Genomic DNA, 15,407 nt, shown 5'->3' on the forward strand with positions numbered 1-15,407 from the left:
GGATATAGAATAGTCAGCATGGCAACCAGAGCTGATAAATACTAAATTTCACCTTTAGGCAAAGAAACAGTAAAGGTGGAACCTTTATTAGGTTTACTATTTACATGAATTGTACCACCATTCAATCTTGTAAATTCGGCACATAAAATCAATCCTAATCCAAACCCTCTTTCTCCCGCTGTCCCTCGGGAGGAAAATTGTGATGATGTAAACAGCATATTTATGCGACGGTCATCCATTCCCATACCCTCGTCTTTAATAAGAATATCAATTTCATTAACCCGATCGACTGCAGTAATCGTAATGCGCCCACCGGTTTTACTGAATTTAACAGCATTACTTAATAAATTTCTTAAAATAACAGCTGTTTGATCATAATCTGCTACTAATGCTAACCGTTCAGGAACATTGATATGAATCGTGAGTTGTTTCTGCCTGATCAGTAAGTCAAAAAATTGAAGGATCTCTCTAAACAAAGGTTGGAGAACAAAAACAACTGGTAAGGTTTGGATACCCTGCATTCCACGTACACTCCATCGCAATAAATTATCAATAACTGATCCCAGTTGAGATACCTGATTTTTTAGTAGTCCTATTGTTTCAACACGTTCATTAGCGGTCAGTAGGTCTTGATGAAAGACCTGCAGTAGATTTTCTAAAGTAGCCATCGGGCTACGGATGTCATGCGCTAGAATCGAAAACATCTTTTCCTTGTCCTTATTGAGAGAAAATAATGCTTGCCGTTGCTTTTCCACTTCTCGTTGATAATTTCTTTGAATACTCTTAAAATAAGTGACCACACCTAAGATCAGCATGATCCCTACAATCATATTGACATAAGCCTGCTCTTTGGGCACTGGTGAACCGAGCAATGGCGGCTGTGGAAACAAAATAACGGCTGCACATGCTACAAAAATTAAAGAACACAAAGAAAATCTGATCCATTTAGTATCAAACATGAGACTAGTTGTAATCAATAAAGCCACTAAAAAGTATTCGCCCCCATTATGAAAATACAATCCGGCGATGGTGTAAATAACCAATCTTGAACCGACCATCACTAATCTTGCACTCAAATACTTTCTTGATTTATTCAAAAAAATAACAGTAGCAGCATCACATACATTTAACAAATTTAAAAAAGAGAGAAAATAGCGTTCATTAGTGAAATTGATAATAACATAGGTAAACATGCAGCACATTCCAATCCAATTCAATATGTTGATCAATTTAGTATATCTTGACTCCACATATGGCATATCTGGATAAACCCCCACATTCGTGAGTTTATTAAAGGTTTGTTTCACGAATGTAAACAACGTAGTGGTCATTAAATGAACATTTTTTTAGGTAGTTCGTTATAGCTTTAAATCATATAGCTATGCAATTCTCATTATACTTTACTTGTTTTTATATACTTTGCAAATAGTAACATCCATACTATTGCTGCTAAACAGAATGAAGATGAGCATACGATATAGGTGCACATCACTTCTTTGCAATACAATTCAAACGAGTAAACGAGACGCGAATTTTATGGAACAAAACTAGTAAAATTTATGAGGTCTTCACAACTTTTTCATACAGATTTAAAATCGATCACTTCTGTACCAAATATATTTCAGATATGAGTTTCCATAAATAAAGGCATTTTTAAATTAATTTACTTATACATCTACTTTCTAGTCTCAAAAGATCTTTAGCGGTCCATTTTACCCTATAATTGTCATCATGATAGCAGGATCAGCTATCCAGCGCTTACTAAAATGTTTGAAGAAGATTTATTTCACATATTTTGCCAAAAGCACGCGCACTAGAGCTTTTAAGACATCCCAATTTTTCACAATTCATATGGCAGCAATATCACATCTATCATCCCCGGACAATAACAGTAAGCTTTAATAAAAGGAAGTACTGAATAATAGGCTGATCATTGCCAATTGCTTTACATTACTATACAAAAGCATAGTAGCTGTATAATGTTTAAAAAAAACTTTTAAGGTTACAATAAGTTCCAATTAACCTGCATCATTAAATTTGGGCTAAATTCCTATTTCAATACTTTCTTCCTGTGCTCAATTCCCCATACAATCATAGCGTCGATGACATTTTTAAATGATTTTCCCGACTCTGTAAACTCATATTCTATGGTGACAGGGAAAGTATCGTGCACAGTTCTGGTCACCATTCCATTAAGTTCTAGATCTCTCAATTCTTTTGAAAGCATTCTAGGAGTAATTTTAGGAATTTCTTTTTCCAGATCTTTAAAACGCTTTTTTCCAAATTGCAAGGATGCCATAATAGGCAGTTTCCATTTTCCCGCCAGTACATTTAATGTGTCATTTACAGCCAAAAGATATGTTTCTGGACACTTCTGAATTAAGTCAATATCGATCAATTCCATATTTTAATTATTTTCTGTCAACCATCTTACTATACTTTAGTATAGCACTATACAAAAGTAAGTAATCAGATTGTATATTTGTATAATAAAAACAAATCGAAAAGTGGCCGTTGAAATGAATAAAAAACTAATCATCGGATTGTTATCATCAACCGTCGTAATCAGTGGATTTTTATTTGCGGCGTGGGGAAGTGATGCCTCGTTAACTGCAAATCCAAAAAGAAAAATAAGTTCAGAACACAAATCAGATAATAAGATGAAAGTAGAAATATGGAGCGATGTGATGTGTCCTTTCTGTTATATCGGGAAAAAGAAATTTGAAACAGCATGGAATGAATTTGCTGCTAAAAACAAGGTAGAGATAGAATGGAAAAGCTTCCAGATTATGCCCGGCTTACAAACTCAACCAGACAGAAGTATCCACGAGGTGTTAGTAGATCAAAAAAGAATTAGTTTGGAACAAGCCAAACAGTTGAATGGGTACGCTACCCAAATGGCAAAAGATGTCGGTCTGACCTACAACTTTGACAAAACAGTTCCGGTAAATACTCTAAAAGCGCACCAGTTCCAACATTTTGCCAAAGCAAATGGTAAAGGAGTGGAAGCCGAAGAGCTGATGTTCAAAGCGTACTTCACCGATGGAAAAAACATTGATGACATGGATACCTTGGTCGAATTAGGTAAATCGATAGGTTTAGACGGATCAGCTTTAAAAAGCGCTTTAGAAAAGCAGACCTATTTAAACGCTATAAAAAATGATATCCAAGAAGCAGATAAAATTGGCGTAAATGGTGTTCCATTTTTTGTTTTTAATAGAAAACGTGCCGTTTCAGGAGCTCAGGATCCTCAAGTATTTCTCGATATGCTACAAAAATCATTTGAAGAGTGGAGAAACGAAAACCCGCAAACCAAACTGGAAGTCGTAGAAGGTGCCGTTTGCAAACCAGATGGTACTTGTGATCAATAATTTTTAAACGTATAAAATTAAGAATAATGAAAATAGCTGTTATCGGTGCTACCGGATTTGTAGGTAGCCACATCACCAATGAATTAATCGACAGAAATCTTCACGTCGTAGCGATTTCGAGAAAAGGGAATCAGTCCGACAAAAATAATCTTCAGTATATACAGGTGGATGTTGCAGATGTCAATGCATTAAGCCAAGCTCTAACAGGTACAGATGTGGTGATAAGTGCATTTAGTCCTGCTGCCTCAAGCTCCAATTTGGCCGAAGAATTTATGAAAGGTTCGAAAGCAATACAAGAAGCAGTAAAAAAAGCAGGTGTGTAACGCTTTATCGTCATTGGCGGAGGTGGAAGTTTGCTAACGGCGGACGGAAGGGCCATTATTGATACTTTACCGCAGGATCTACATTTTATTCCAAAAGCAAAAGCTACAAAAGACTATTTTGAAATTATCAAAGAGGAGAAAGAATTGGATTGGGCCTATTTTAGCCCTGCTCTTCAAATGAATCCAAGTATCACTATTGGTAGAACAGGAAAATACCGTTTAGGTACAGACTATCCTGTACTAGACGATGAAGGTAATAATATGCTCTCCGTAGAAGATGTAGCCGTAGTTATAGCAGATGAAGTTGAGAACCCTAAACACCACCAGATTCGGTTTACGGCGGGCTATTAATTTTTTAGAAGCACTTAACAAATAACAGATGCTCCTTCTAATAAAAGAGTATCTGTTATTTGTTAAAAAAGCTAAAAGCTCCTACCGAGCTCAATTTTCTATTAAAAAAAGACGATCACCAGTTTATCAGACGATACCCATACTTATACGACCTAGTCATCTGGATGATCATTTTTTGTATTTTCACTGTTGATATGGTTTAATCGTCCGCTCCATACTCATGAGACAACTATTAGAAACAAATCGATTAATATTAAGAGAGCTGCAAAATGTTCTTATGATTTTAATTGCAATGCAATGAAGTATACAGAAGATTAAGTTTTTATAAATTTAGAAGACGCAGTGGAGATTAGTCTGATAGTTCTGCTCTTGCTATCTTTAAAAACTTTATGCAATACAATCAGGTTTCGACGAATGTCATTTATAATAGCTACCTGAATCATTAATTACTGTAAGTTTTTTGGAAACTATTAAAGTTTATTTTTACTTGACAACCAAACGATCAATAATGCTACGCAGCTCCATAGCAGCATTTGCGTTAATGCCATATCCCAACCACCTAAAGACCAACTTAAAAGACCAAAAAATGTACCTATACCAGCACCAATAAAATAGGCTGTCATATAGACTGTATTTAACCGGCTGTGAGCTGCTTCATCCAAAGAATAGATTCTGGTAAAGTTTGTAATCTGCGTAGCCTGCACGCCAATATCTAAAAAGAAAATGGATACGATTAAGACCCATATGGAATGGGGAAATATCCACATAACGAGAATACTTAAAAGCAGCATACCAACTGTAAGGAATAAATTTTTGAATACCTGACCATTTTCTGCCATTTTTCCGAAATATGGTGCGACCAGTGCTCCACCAATTGCGATAATACCAAAAAGACCTATCGTTGATGCCGGAAAACTAAAAGGTTGTCCACTGAGATGAAATGTCAATGTTGTCCAGAAAGAACAGAAGACTCCAAAAGTGAACGCCCCAAGTAAGGAAGCTTGTCGTAGAATTTTATATTTTCCGATCAATGCAAGAGTTGATTTTAGTAAACCCAAATAGCTTCCTTTGAATTTAATCGGAACTTCAGGCAATCGAAAAAAGAGCAATAAAATACTTATTGAAACAAGTAGAGCTGAAAATAAAAACACACTCTGCCATCCCCATAGATCTGTGAGCCATCCACTGATCAAACGTGATCCGAGTATTCCACAAAGAATCCCGCTAAAAACAATTCCCACGTTTTTACCTCGGTTTTCTTTCCCAAGTGTCGCAGCCATTGGAAGGATGATCTGGGCTGGTGTTGAACATATTCCAATAATAAAACTTAGGATCAGTAATAGTGATAAGTTTTGCGTATTTGCTATCAACAATAACATAAAAACCTGCGCCACACAGATGGATAGTATTAACTTTTTTCTGTTGAGTTTATCGCCCAAGGGAAGCAAGAAGAACATTCCTAAACCATATCCTAATTGAGCCAGCATTGCAATTTTCCCAACTGATTCTTCGGGTTTACCGAGTGTATCCGCTATATCCTTTAAGATAGGTTGACTATAATAAACATTGGCAACAATTGTCCCGGCTGAAAACGCCATTATTGGTATTACCAGTCGGCTCTTATTTTTCGTTAACATTTATTCGATTATTTGACTGCAAATTTAGAAATCCGAATGACGGAAAAATTGTATAAAAGATTACTTTTTTTGTACATTTAACCATATTTTTTTATAAAAACGGTTCAGCTTGAGGCATTGTTTCAGAAATCGTACAGGATTTTGGGTTTACAGATTCAAGTCATTTTTATTAGTCCTTTTTAAAACAGACTGGAATTGCAACAAATAGGTTTATAAAAAGCAGTAACCTGCGTTAACTCAATGACAAATACCTAAAAAGTACAATTTAATATAGATCTAACACTTCATTAAAATTTTCATTTATCTTATATTTCAAAATTATTAAAATAATAAATCGACAATACTAAATGAAGGAAAAAATCAATATACGCAGCATTGAAAAAACTGATAATCCGATACTTGCCAAGCTTATCAGAAACACTTTTGACGAATTTATGCTCACAAAAGAAGGTACTGTATATACAGATCCTACAACAGATGATTTATTTTCTCTTTTTAATCAGGAAAATGCTGTTTACTGGGTAGCTGAACAAAATAACGTGTTATTGGGCGGTTGTGGTATTTACCCCACTGTTGATCTACCTTCAGGATATGCGGAATTGGTGAAATTCTATCTTGCTCCTGATTCAAGAGGAAAGGGCATCGGTAGATTACTATTGCAAAAATCAATTGAAAGTGCCAATAAACTAGGCTATTCTAAACTATATCTGGAGAGTTTCCCACAACTAAAAAAGGCTGTATCTTTATATGAAAAAATTGGATTTGTGACGATTGATAAATGTCTTGGTAATTCAGGCCATTATGCCTGCACAATTTGGATGGAAATAGAATTAAAATCCTATTTAAATAAGGAATAGAACATCCCCTACTTTTGGCATCTAAATTCGATAATCAATAAGTTATATAATAATCTTCTTAATACAGATAGATTTAAAGGCTATCTATTGAACAATCCACCAATAAAAAAGTGCACAAACATTCCTTTTATCATCAATTTCTCTATTTCATTAAATTTTTTAAAAAATAGAGGCAACTTGCTCCGGAGGCATTTAGGAAACACTATTACAATAAATCATGCAGAATAGTCGTGAAAACTATTGTTGTTTCATACATAATCTACCTATTCTATGTACTTTAAGTAATAAATACTATTTAATCCACATTAATTACTACGGATCAGGATTATAAGAACTTATTTTTGAAATAACAAACACTTATAAACGATGAATAGTAGCCTAGAAATTTCAGAAGATATTGATAAAAAAGCATTACGTGACATATTAGAACTTGATCAAAAGATCAAGCTCTTTAAAAAAGGAGAAATCAATGATGAAAGTTTTCGGGCATTTAGACTTGCCCGAGGAATTTATGGACAGCGACAGGATGGTGTCAACATGATCCGCATCAAGCTGCCATTTGGTCGCGTTAACCCTGAACAATTTGAACGGATAGCTGATATATCAGAAGCTTATGGAAGTGGTAATTTACATGCTACTACACGACAGGACATTCAGCTTCACTATGTACATCTAAGCAGTGCCCCTCAACTTTGGGCAAAGCTTGAGGAAAAAGGTATTACTTTAAGAGAAGCATGTGGAAATACCATCCGTAATTTAACGGCTTCACCTTATGCCGGCATCGATCCTGAAGAACTCTTTGACGTTTCTCCTTATGCGAATGCTGTATTCAACTATTTCCTCCGTAATCCTGTATGTCAGAATTTGGGAAGAAAGTTCAAGATTGCCTTCTCTTCTTCTGACCGAGATTCAGCATTTACTTTTATCCATGATCTGGGTTTTATTCCAAGACAAAAGGAAATTAATGGAAAGTTGGTTCGTGGTTTCCGTGTTGTACTTGCGGGTGGATTGGGTGCACAGCCTTTCATGGCACATAGAATAACGGATTTCATGGAAGAAGATAGGATTATTCCTTTCACAGAAGCCTGTTTACGAATTTTTGACCGATATGGTGAACGTGCCAAAAGGCATAAAGCAAGACTAAAATACTTGATCCAGGATATGGGTATAGACCCATTCCTTGATCTGGTTCAAACCGAATGGGAATCTTTGTCTGTTAAAACATTCCCTATTGACCTGAACGATTATACCGCATCTGAGATTCCCGAACGATCCGCATGGAGCTCTGAAGATCCTGTAAATTTTCAAAAATATGAACGTTGGTTAAGACTCAACCAATATGAACAGAAACAAAAAGGTTATTGTGCTGTACAGATTAAACTTCCTTCAGGTAATATCAATGCCGAAAATGCACGGAAACTGGCTAAAATAGCACGTGATCATGCCTCTGCTGACATGCGCATTACAGTTAATCAAGGTATTTTATTAAAATATGTAAAACCCGAGGCTTTAAAATCGTTGTTTATTGCGCTGGATACAATAAATTTAGCCGAACCTGGTTTTGATACTCTATATGATGTTACCGCATGTCCGGGAACGGATACCTGTAATCTCGGAATTGCAAGTTCAGTGGGATTGGCAGAGGAACTTGAGAAAGTGCTGACAAAAGAATATGGTGATATTGTTTTTGAGAAGGAAATCAAAGTAAAGATCTCTGGCTGTATGAACGGTTGCGCACATCATGCAATCGCATCAATCGGTTTTCACGGAATGTCCATGAAGATCGGTCAATATATCCTACCTGCCATGCAGGTATTGTTAGGCGGAGGCCTGGATAGCAGCGGAAATGGTGCCATCGCGGAAAAAATAATTAAACTTCCATCCAAATGTATTCCAGATGCTGTAAGATCTCTACTGAATAATTATCAGGAAAACATGAAGGACGATGAAAACTTTAACGATTATTACAATCGAATGGGAAAGAACCATTTTTACACTCTTTTAAAACCTCTTGGCGAGCTGAAAGAAGTTAACCAATTCCATTTAATGGATTGGGGAAATGAAAAAATTTACGAAACTAAAATTGGTACTGGTGAATGCGCCGTTCCGATGATGGATATGGTGGGTGTTGTATTTGAAGAAGTACGTGAAACCTTAAATCGGGCTAAAGAGGCTATAAACCAAAGAGAATGGGTCGAAGGTATTTATTATTGCTATACTGCCCTATTAAATACTGGGAAAGCGTTATTATTAACCAAAGAAAAGCCTTGCAATACGCACATCAGTGTGATAAAAAACTTTGATCCTACATTTATTGAAAGTAAGGAGTTTGAATGGGACGGCTCTTTTCATGATCTTGTATTCCAGATTAATACAAACGGATCCTCTTCTGAATTTGCAGATACTTATTATAATATCGTAGAGGACTTTTATACAAGAGCAATTGCTTACCGTGAGTCACAGCTTCAGAGCACTTAACCAAGCTACAATTATAGAATACTATATTGTTGAGATCTCTGCCGCATACAACATTAAATTGATAAAATCATGGATCGATCACGGAAATATAATACGGGAAATATGTAACGGATATATAACACCGGAATATCAGGAAGTGACACGTTCTTTAAAAAAGTAAGGATCTCATTCTTTTGCTTTTTCATTATGTTCCTGATAGTAATATAGAATTGGTTTTTTCTCTTGAAGCTCTGCCGAATCATTCCTCTTCGAAATATCATCCATCATTTTTTGGATTTTTTCTAATGTTTCGTCTATTTCTTACAGATTACTCGACTTATTAAAAGCTTCAAGCAGCTCCTCTTTGGGCTCTCTTTTTAAATCAAAATAGTTCTTACAGATGTATTTATGAAAATCTTTTTCATTCTCAATTGCGGCCAATATTCTTTTTCTTTTTCTTTCCTCATTCCGAAAATCTTTGAAAATTTCATCTTCGAATTTATCTTTCCTTTTTTTATCAAATTCTATATGTTCGAGATATGAAATATCCAGCGTTTGGAAGTCTTCTGAAAATGGATTTATCGATAAACATTCCTTTAACAGACGTTTCGAAATTTGCGAAAAATCTGCGCGGAATATAAATCCATCTTTTCTTAAATTTTCAAAAATCTCAGAAAGATCCCCTGCTGTAACCTCATTTAATGTTTTTTTCTTATCACCCATCGTTTGTTTATTGTTTTTTTCAATTAATCCACACCGATTTAGAAAAGAGATTTAGGCGGAGCGTTCGAAAAAGAACTTCAGATCCGTGTATGTGGATTTGAAGAGATACCTCAAAAAGAAAAGGGAAGCTACGATGTGGTTACCAGCAATATTCCATTTGGTGATACTACAGTATTTGACCTTTCCTATTCTAGGGGAAAGATCTTGCAAGAGCGAAAGCTGTCCGCAGTGTTCACAACTATTTTTTTTCAAAGGGAACGGACATGCTCCGTAAAGGCGGTGCTCTGGCTTTCATAACTTCTCCGGGTGTTGCTCAAATGCCTCCATTTAGTATGAGTTTTACAAAATTGTAAAGTTTACGAAAGCTCTGTATTAATTTAAAAAATAACACGGTTTAATATAATTACCACAACAATATTTACTAAATTTATCACATCTGTTTTTAATAAAAATAACACAGCAGTGTTTAATAAATTTATAAGGTTATGGCAACACCACGTGAAAGATTTGTAGAAGCCCTAAAATTCTTGCAAGAACTACAGGAAAAGGGGATTGTAGGCATTCATACCGATGATATGCCGAACCGGAAATACCGTGAGATACTTTCCAAAAATGGTTTTATACGAGAGGTAGCTAAAGGATGGTATATCACCACTAGTCCGGAGGAAAAGGATGGTGAGACAACAGCCTGGTATAGCTCTTATTGGAATTTTGTTGCTGTATTTCTAGAAAGAAAGTATGGTGATAATTGGTGCCTGTCTGCCGATCAATCACTATTGCTACATGCGGCCAATCAGTCGGTACCACAGCAATTGCTTGTTCGTTCGCCACAAGGAAACAACAATCCTACGCCGTTGCCACATAATACTTCATTGTTCAATATGCGTGGAGAACTGCCATCTGCAGATCAGCTTATGGTAACTCCAAACGGTATCCGGATGTACAATCTACAGTCGGCATTAATATACAGTTCTGCCAGCACCTATACCCGTAATGCTATTGATGCACGTACAGTATTGTCGCTGATACGCGATGCTTCGGAGCTTTTACCAGTACTTCTAGAGAACGGACATACTACTTTAGCCGGACGCCTTGCCGGCGCTTTCCGTAATATTGACAGGGACAAGATAGCCGATCAAATTATAGACACTTTTAAGCAGGCAGACTATGATATCCGTGAAGAAGACCCTTTTGAAAGCAAACTGGACCTAAAGTTGTCCACCCGTGAACGGTCACCCTACGCAAACCGTATACGCCTGATGTGGACACAAATGCGTGAAGTTGTGATCAAAAACTTTCCTGCTTCACCCGGCATTCCAGCCAATCATGATTTGTATATTAAAAATATAGACGATATATATTTGACAGATGCTTACCACTCACTATCCATTGAGCGTTACCGAGTAACGCCCGAGCTTATTGCTAAGGTAAGTTCAGGCGAATGGAATGCCAAAGAAAATGAGGAAGACCGAAAGCAACGTGATGCGATGGCCGCCAGGGGCTATTATCAAGCTTTCCTGTCTGTAAAAGAAAGTATAAGAGCTGTTTTACAAGGGAAAAATGCCGGTATACAAGCAGATATGGATCATTCAAAATGGTATAGAGAGCTGTTTGACCCAAGCGTAACTGCTGGAATACTGAAAGCATCAGATCTTGCCGGTTATCGTAACCATCAGGTATATATAGGTAATTCCAAGCATGTTCCACTTAGCGTAGACGCTATGAGAGATGCTATGCCTATATTGTTTGAAATGCTCGAAGAACAACCAGAAGCTTCTGTTAGGGCTGTTTTAGGACATTTTATATTTGTATTCATTCACCCTTACATGGACGGTAACGGACGTATAGGAAGGTTCTTAATGAATGCCATGTTGGCTTCTGGAGGTTATCCTTGGACAGTGATACCCGTGGAAAGAAGAGATGAATATATGCAAGCGCTTGAAAAAGCAAGCGTAGATCAGGATATTGCTCCTTTTGCTGCTTTTGTTGGTTATCTGGTTAATGAGGGAATGAAAGGAAAAGCTGTAGCTGAATTGCCGGCATAACCTTTAATCCATCGAAGTTAAATAATCATGTTGAAAGCAAAAAGGATTGACAATCCCGCCAATCCTTTTTGCTTTGTAACTCTGTACCAAATGCTGTAAATCCGGATCATTCTTAATACGTTCCAGTTCACTTTCAATGACATCGACAATATCCAATTTAATTTGCCTGTAGTTAGCTTCAATTTCCTGTTTCATCTTATCTTCTCCGTGGCTATCTACAAAGGATAAAATTTCGGGTATCTTTTTGTAGGCTTTGGCTTCAGCAGCAACCTTATCATTGTCCACCACAATTTCTGCATGGAAAATCTTTTTATCTATTCGTTCATCGAAATTATCAGATACAGATACCACAAATATGCCCTGTATCAATGTAGAGATTTTAGCAGCAGGTATCAGACCTTTAATTAAAGGGAATTTTTATAGAAAGCCTTGTAATAGCAATAAAAAGGGATTAAAATGAAAAATGGCACCATTTGTCTTCCAATGGCACCATTTGTCGTTTTAGTCGGGGTGGCAGGATTCGAACCTACGACCTCCACATCCCAAATGTGGCGCGATACCGGGCTACGCTACACCCCGAAAAAGTATCACCTTTTTAACAAAGGCAAAGATAATATTTTCACTCATTTTTTGCAAGTAAAATGCTCCTAAATAAATTCATCATATAATCGGCTAAAAAAACGCCCCACCCTGTAAAATTATTACAGGTGTGGAGCGTTTTATTATTGTTTACTGTACGAACATGATTTCACAAAATAAACTTAACCAAGTTATTATCACTAAAAACAGAGCTATTTGATATTGAGGGTAAATACAAAAGTTGCTTGAACTGTCTTTGTTCCATTATAATTATACACCATGGCTTGCTTGAAAGTATATTTTTGTCCAGCGGTCAAAGCCCCTGGATACTGTCCTATTGAAAATCCGATTGTACCTGCATTAAATTCGGAAAAGAATGCTGAAGCAGCTCCCCATTGGGTTACATTACCTTTCTCAGTAAACCAATGACCGTAGCCCGTGGCCGTATTATTTGGATTTAAACTTCCATTCGACTCCACAGCGTAAAATTTTATTTTTCCACTGGTCATCAAATCCGCTAGATCTGCTGAAGATATAGCAAAAGCCTCACCGAGTTGAGTTGCATTAACGTTTACTTTTGTACCGGAGTATAAGGCCGCATCAGCAGCAAAGCTAACATCATAATTAAAAGTAATATCTTTCGGCTGACTAATCACATCATTATATCCTATTGCAGTTGTATTGGTAAATTTGACCTCATAGGGCCACTGCTCATCATTGGTATCTACATCATCCCAAGCATGTGGCTCGTAAACTGTTGGGGCACCTGTAACGACAAACCACAAGTTAGAACAATTTACAGGAACAGTAAACGACACCTCATTATCAGCACCCTGTGCCATCTCACCATACACCCGAGTACCATCTTTGAGTAAAGCAACATAACCATATCTCCAGCCCGCACGAGTAGGATCTACGGTATTAAATCCTGGGACGTTGGTCAATCCTTTAAAAGATGTCGTCACCTTAGTGCCGGCAACTGGTAGATCCAAAGGAATCACATTGTAACCGGTTGTACCTGGACAACGATCATAAGTAACGCGAAGACTTCCATTGGACTGTCTTGTAAATTTTGTAGTCAGTTTACCAATATAATTTTTCCCATACTCCCTGATACTATTTAGATCCCAGGTCACAAAACGGGTAGCAGCTTCATAAATTTCACTATTGAACTGATTCACGTTAATACCTGTTATACGCATATAGGCCTGAACCGGATCTTCTGGTTTTAAAGCCTCGCGCCAAATCCGACCAATCATATCTATTCCATGCTTATTAGCCCAATACCAATGGATAAAATAGCTAGCATAACGATACTTTTCATGATGAATATGACGATAATAGTTTTCGGTATAGACCGTAAAATCATGTCCTGAAAAAGCCTGATCTGGATAGGTTTGATAAGCCTGCCATTGTGCCGTCTGCTCCCAAAATCCGTTACCATTTTTGCCACCAAAGCCATATCGAAAACCATGTCCTCCTTTCAGATCTGCAAACACCTGATATTGAAAACTATGGCCAATTTCATGTGCAATAACAGCCCCCACTGGTTTACAGGTCGCTGGATTGATCCATAATGCGCCAATTGTATCGTCATAACCACCTCCATAAGCCATCCAATCGGTCGTATAATGAACAAAAATCATCATCTTATACTTATCTAGATTAGACCGATTCATTTTACGTTCGGCAAATTTTAGGGTTGTGATATTCAATTGGTAAAACTGTTCAGCTTTGGCAAGAAGATCATCTATATCGACCCGATACGCTTCGGGAACAGCACTGGCATTCGGATCATTTTTCCCATAGCTTGCCCCCCAAAAGACGATAAAATGCTCCGACTGACGACTTCGCGCATACGCCCATTTACTATCCTTATTGTTATAATCCATGCCGGCAAACTCCTTCGGTTTATAGATCTTCAACGAATCATTATTGTCAACAGAAGGCTCCGTAGGTTGGATAGGCAATTCTTCATTGAGGTTATTCATCTTTTTGCTACACCCCTGCGAAATCAGCAAAAAAGAAACAATAAACAGCATCAAGATTTTATATAATATACTTTTCATAATTTGTGCTATTAATAAATTAGAGATCAACTATGCGTCACCGTTAAAAACCTGAACCGAACAATGTAAGTACCACTTCTATAAAATTTGATAGTGGATACTGGGTTAAGGTTACGCCCCAGACTAGTGGCAGTACCAATCACTCGATAATAAGAAATTGGGTCTCCAGACCAATATTCTGAACCAACGTAAGTACCATTCATAATGGGGTACACTAGACCCGAAACGTCTGGGTAACGATATACCAAGGCTGTATCGCTGACTTGTTCGGGATAATAAGGAGACCAATTTTTGAAGGTTGGTCTGTCACCACGTTTAATGACCTCTCCTTTTTTTGGATTAAAAGGTTTCCCATTTTTATCTTCCCATATGTACACAATCTTATTTTCCCCTTCAGGTTGATGTTCAATAGTTATTTCATAATCTGTATAAGGTAAGAAGTTGGCTTCCGCACCATAATCCGAACTCGTACAAGATTTAAAAAATACCGAGTCTTTTTTTGCTCCTATGACATTAAAATCGAGGATATTTTTAAATGTTCTACTTCCTGCAATATTACTTACCTCCACATCAATGCTGTATTGTCCAGGTTTAACAAATTGTGTGGCTGGCGAAAAACCAACCCTTCCCCCAATGGTATTGAGTGTCATCGCTGCATATTTGGCTTTACCAATCTTGGCGTTCAGTTGATCGAGCGTGGTATCTCGCCACGTGATTTCTGACAAATAAGTAGAAATCTCATGTTCTTTAAAAAATTCGGTTGTCAATTCGCCTGTTTCTTTATTTCTTACGTTCAGTAAATTAACTGTCAAGGGAGTTGTACTTCCATTTGCGATCAAAGACTGTGTATACACAACCATCCCTTGGTTCACCTGTAAATTAGCCACATTGTAGCGCATATTTTCACTCAAATAACCAATTTGATCGCTCTTGCAAGCTTGAAACACCAAAATGGATAAACTGGCTATGCCTAGTATAAAACTTCGTTTTTTCAT

Annotated in this window: 13 protein-coding genes and 1 tRNA gene; 6 read left to right on the forward strand and 8 right to left on the reverse strand. The window is 37.0% G+C overall.

The window, feature by feature from the left end; genetic code table 11:
* Positions 1-41: 41 nt before the first annotated feature.
* Together AC06G9_RS17365 and AC06G9_RS17370 are read right to left on the reverse strand one after the other, a co-directional pair.
* A complete protein-coding gene (locus AC06G9_RS17365) occupies positions 42-1,331 on the reverse strand; it encodes a sensor histidine kinase (RefSeq protein ID WP_045753518.1) in 1,290 nt (429 codons plus the stop codon).
* Between the two features lie 719 nt (positions 1,332-2,050).
* Positions 2,051-2,404, reverse strand: a complete 354-nt coding sequence (locus tag AC06G9_RS17370) for a winged helix-turn-helix transcriptional regulator (protein ID WP_045753517.1) — start codon at positions 2,402-2,404, stop codon at positions 2,051-2,053.
* Positions 2,405-2,519: 115 nt separating this feature from the next.
* Between AC06G9_RS17370 and AC06G9_RS17375 the strand changes: the two genes are divergently transcribed.
* Genes AC06G9_RS17375 through AC06G9_RS17385 form a run of 3 tightly spaced genes read left to right on the forward strand, consistent with a single transcriptional unit; the run spans position 2,520 to position 4,045 of the window.
* On the forward strand, positions 2,520-3,371 hold the full coding sequence (locus AC06G9_RS17375) for a DsbA family oxidoreductase (protein ID WP_260948474.1): 852 nt from the start codon (positions 2,520-2,522) through the stop codon (positions 3,369-3,371).
* A gap of 26 nt (positions 3,372-3,397) precedes the next feature.
* Complete coding sequence (locus AC06G9_RS17380; protein ID WP_480956847.1) at positions 3,398-3,694, forward strand: NAD(P)-dependent oxidoreductase; 297 nt, start codon at positions 3,398-3,400, stop codon at positions 3,692-3,694.
* 30 nt (positions 3,695-3,724) lie between these two features.
* A complete protein-coding gene (locus AC06G9_RS17385; protein WP_480956848.1) occupies positions 3,725-4,045 on the forward strand; it encodes an NAD(P)-dependent oxidoreductase in 321 nt (106 codons plus the stop codon).
* Positions 4,046-4,515: 470 nt separating this feature from the next.
* Here the strand turns inward: AC06G9_RS17385 and AC06G9_RS17390 are convergent, their stop codons facing one another.
* Positions 4,516-5,643 carry an MFS transporter gene (locus tag AC06G9_RS17390; protein WP_260948471.1) on the reverse strand — a complete coding sequence of 376 codons (1,128 nt, stop codon included), beginning with the start codon at positions 5,641-5,643 and terminating at the stop codon, positions 4,516-4,518.
* A 386-nt stretch (positions 5,644-6,029) separates the two neighbouring features.
* Between AC06G9_RS17390 and AC06G9_RS17395 the strand changes: the two genes are divergently transcribed.
* On the forward strand, positions 6,030-6,539 hold the full coding sequence (locus AC06G9_RS17395) for a GNAT family N-acetyltransferase (RefSeq protein WP_045753514.1): 510 nt from the start codon (positions 6,030-6,032) through the stop codon (positions 6,537-6,539).
* A gap of 366 nt (positions 6,540-6,905) precedes the next feature.
* A complete protein-coding gene (locus AC06G9_RS17400; RefSeq protein ID WP_480956849.1) occupies positions 6,906-9,017 on the forward strand; it encodes a nitrite reductase in 2,112 nt (703 codons plus the stop codon).
* 300 nt (positions 9,018-9,317) lie between these two features.
* On the opposite strand, the gene AC06G9_RS17405 is transcribed toward AC06G9_RS17400, so the two are convergent.
* Positions 9,318-9,719 (reverse strand): hypothetical protein, encoded by a 402-nt coding sequence (locus AC06G9_RS17405; protein WP_480956850.1) that lies wholly within the window; start codon positions 9,717-9,719, stop codon positions 9,318-9,320.
* 485 nt (positions 9,720-10,204) lie between these two features.
* Between AC06G9_RS17405 and AC06G9_RS17410 the strand changes: the two genes are divergently transcribed.
* Positions 10,205-11,764 (forward strand): Fic family protein, encoded by a 1,560-nt coding sequence (locus AC06G9_RS17410; RefSeq protein ID WP_480956851.1) that lies wholly within the window; start codon positions 10,205-10,207, stop codon positions 11,762-11,764.
* Between the two features lie 3 nt (positions 11,765-11,767).
* Here AC06G9_RS17410 and AC06G9_RS17415 read toward each other — a convergent pair whose 3' ends face one another.
* The 4 genes from AC06G9_RS17415 to AC06G9_RS17430 all read right to left on the reverse strand — a co-directional run bounded on the left by AC06G9_RS17415 (position 11,768) and on the right by AC06G9_RS17430 (position 15,407).
* Positions 11,768-12,133: a hypothetical protein gene (locus AC06G9_RS17415; RefSeq protein WP_480956852.1), complete on the reverse strand. Its 366-nt coding sequence runs from the start codon at positions 12,131-12,133 to the stop codon at positions 11,768-11,770.
* A 136-nt stretch (positions 12,134-12,269) separates the two neighbouring features.
* Positions 12,270-12,343: transfer RNA gene (locus AC06G9_RS17420), tRNA-Pro, on the reverse strand.
* Between the two features lie 212 nt (positions 12,344-12,555).
* Entirely contained in the window at positions 12,556-14,412 is a 1,857-nt protein-coding gene (locus AC06G9_RS17425; protein ID WP_480956853.1) for a DUF6055 domain-containing protein, read from the reverse strand.
* Between the two features lie 26 nt (positions 14,413-14,438).
* Positions 14,439-15,407 (reverse strand): hypothetical protein, encoded by a 969-nt coding sequence (locus tag AC06G9_RS17430; protein ID WP_045753506.1) that lies wholly within the window; start codon positions 15,405-15,407, stop codon positions 14,439-14,441.

This window comes from Sphingobacterium sp. MAE (assembly GCF_056711605.1).

Coding starts and splice junctions, on each gene's coding strand:
- AC06G9_RS17390 (WP_260948471.1), bottom strand. CDS start 5,643: ATGGCGTTTTCAGCCGGGACAATTGTTGCCAATGTTTATTATAGTCAA.
- AC06G9_RS17425 (WP_480956853.1), bottom strand. CDS start 14,412: ATGAAAAGTATATTATATAAAATCTTGATGCTGTTTATTGTTTCTTTT.
- AC06G9_RS17365 (WP_045753518.1), bottom strand. CDS start 1,331: ATGACCACTACGTTGTTTACATTCGTGAAACAAACCTTTAATAAACTC.
- AC06G9_RS17395 (WP_045753514.1), top strand. CDS start 6,030: ATGAAGGAAAAAATCAATATACGCAGCATTGAAAAAACTGATAATCCG.
- AC06G9_RS17410 (WP_480956851.1), top strand. CDS start 10,205: ATGGCAACACCACGTGAAAGATTTGTAGAAGCCCTAAAATTCTTGCAA.
- AC06G9_RS17370 (WP_045753517.1), bottom strand. CDS start 2,404: ATGGAATTGATCGATATTGACTTAATTCAGAAGTGTCCAGAAACATAT.
- AC06G9_RS17430 (WP_045753506.1), bottom strand. CDS start 15,407: ATGAAAAAACGAAGTTTTATACTAGGCATAGCCAGTTTATCCATTTTG.
- AC06G9_RS17375 (WP_260948474.1), top strand. CDS start 2,520: ATGAATAAAAAACTAATCATCGGATTGTTATCATCAACCGTCGTAATC.
- AC06G9_RS17380 (WP_480956847.1), top strand. CDS start 3,398: ATGAAAATAGCTGTTATCGGTGCTACCGGATTTGTAGGTAGCCACATC.
- AC06G9_RS17400 (WP_480956849.1), top strand. CDS start 6,906: ATGAATAGTAGCCTAGAAATTTCAGAAGATATTGATAAAAAAGCATTA.
- AC06G9_RS17405 (WP_480956850.1), bottom strand. CDS start 9,719: ATGGGTGATAAGAAAAAAACATTAAATGAGGTTACAGCAGGGGATCTT.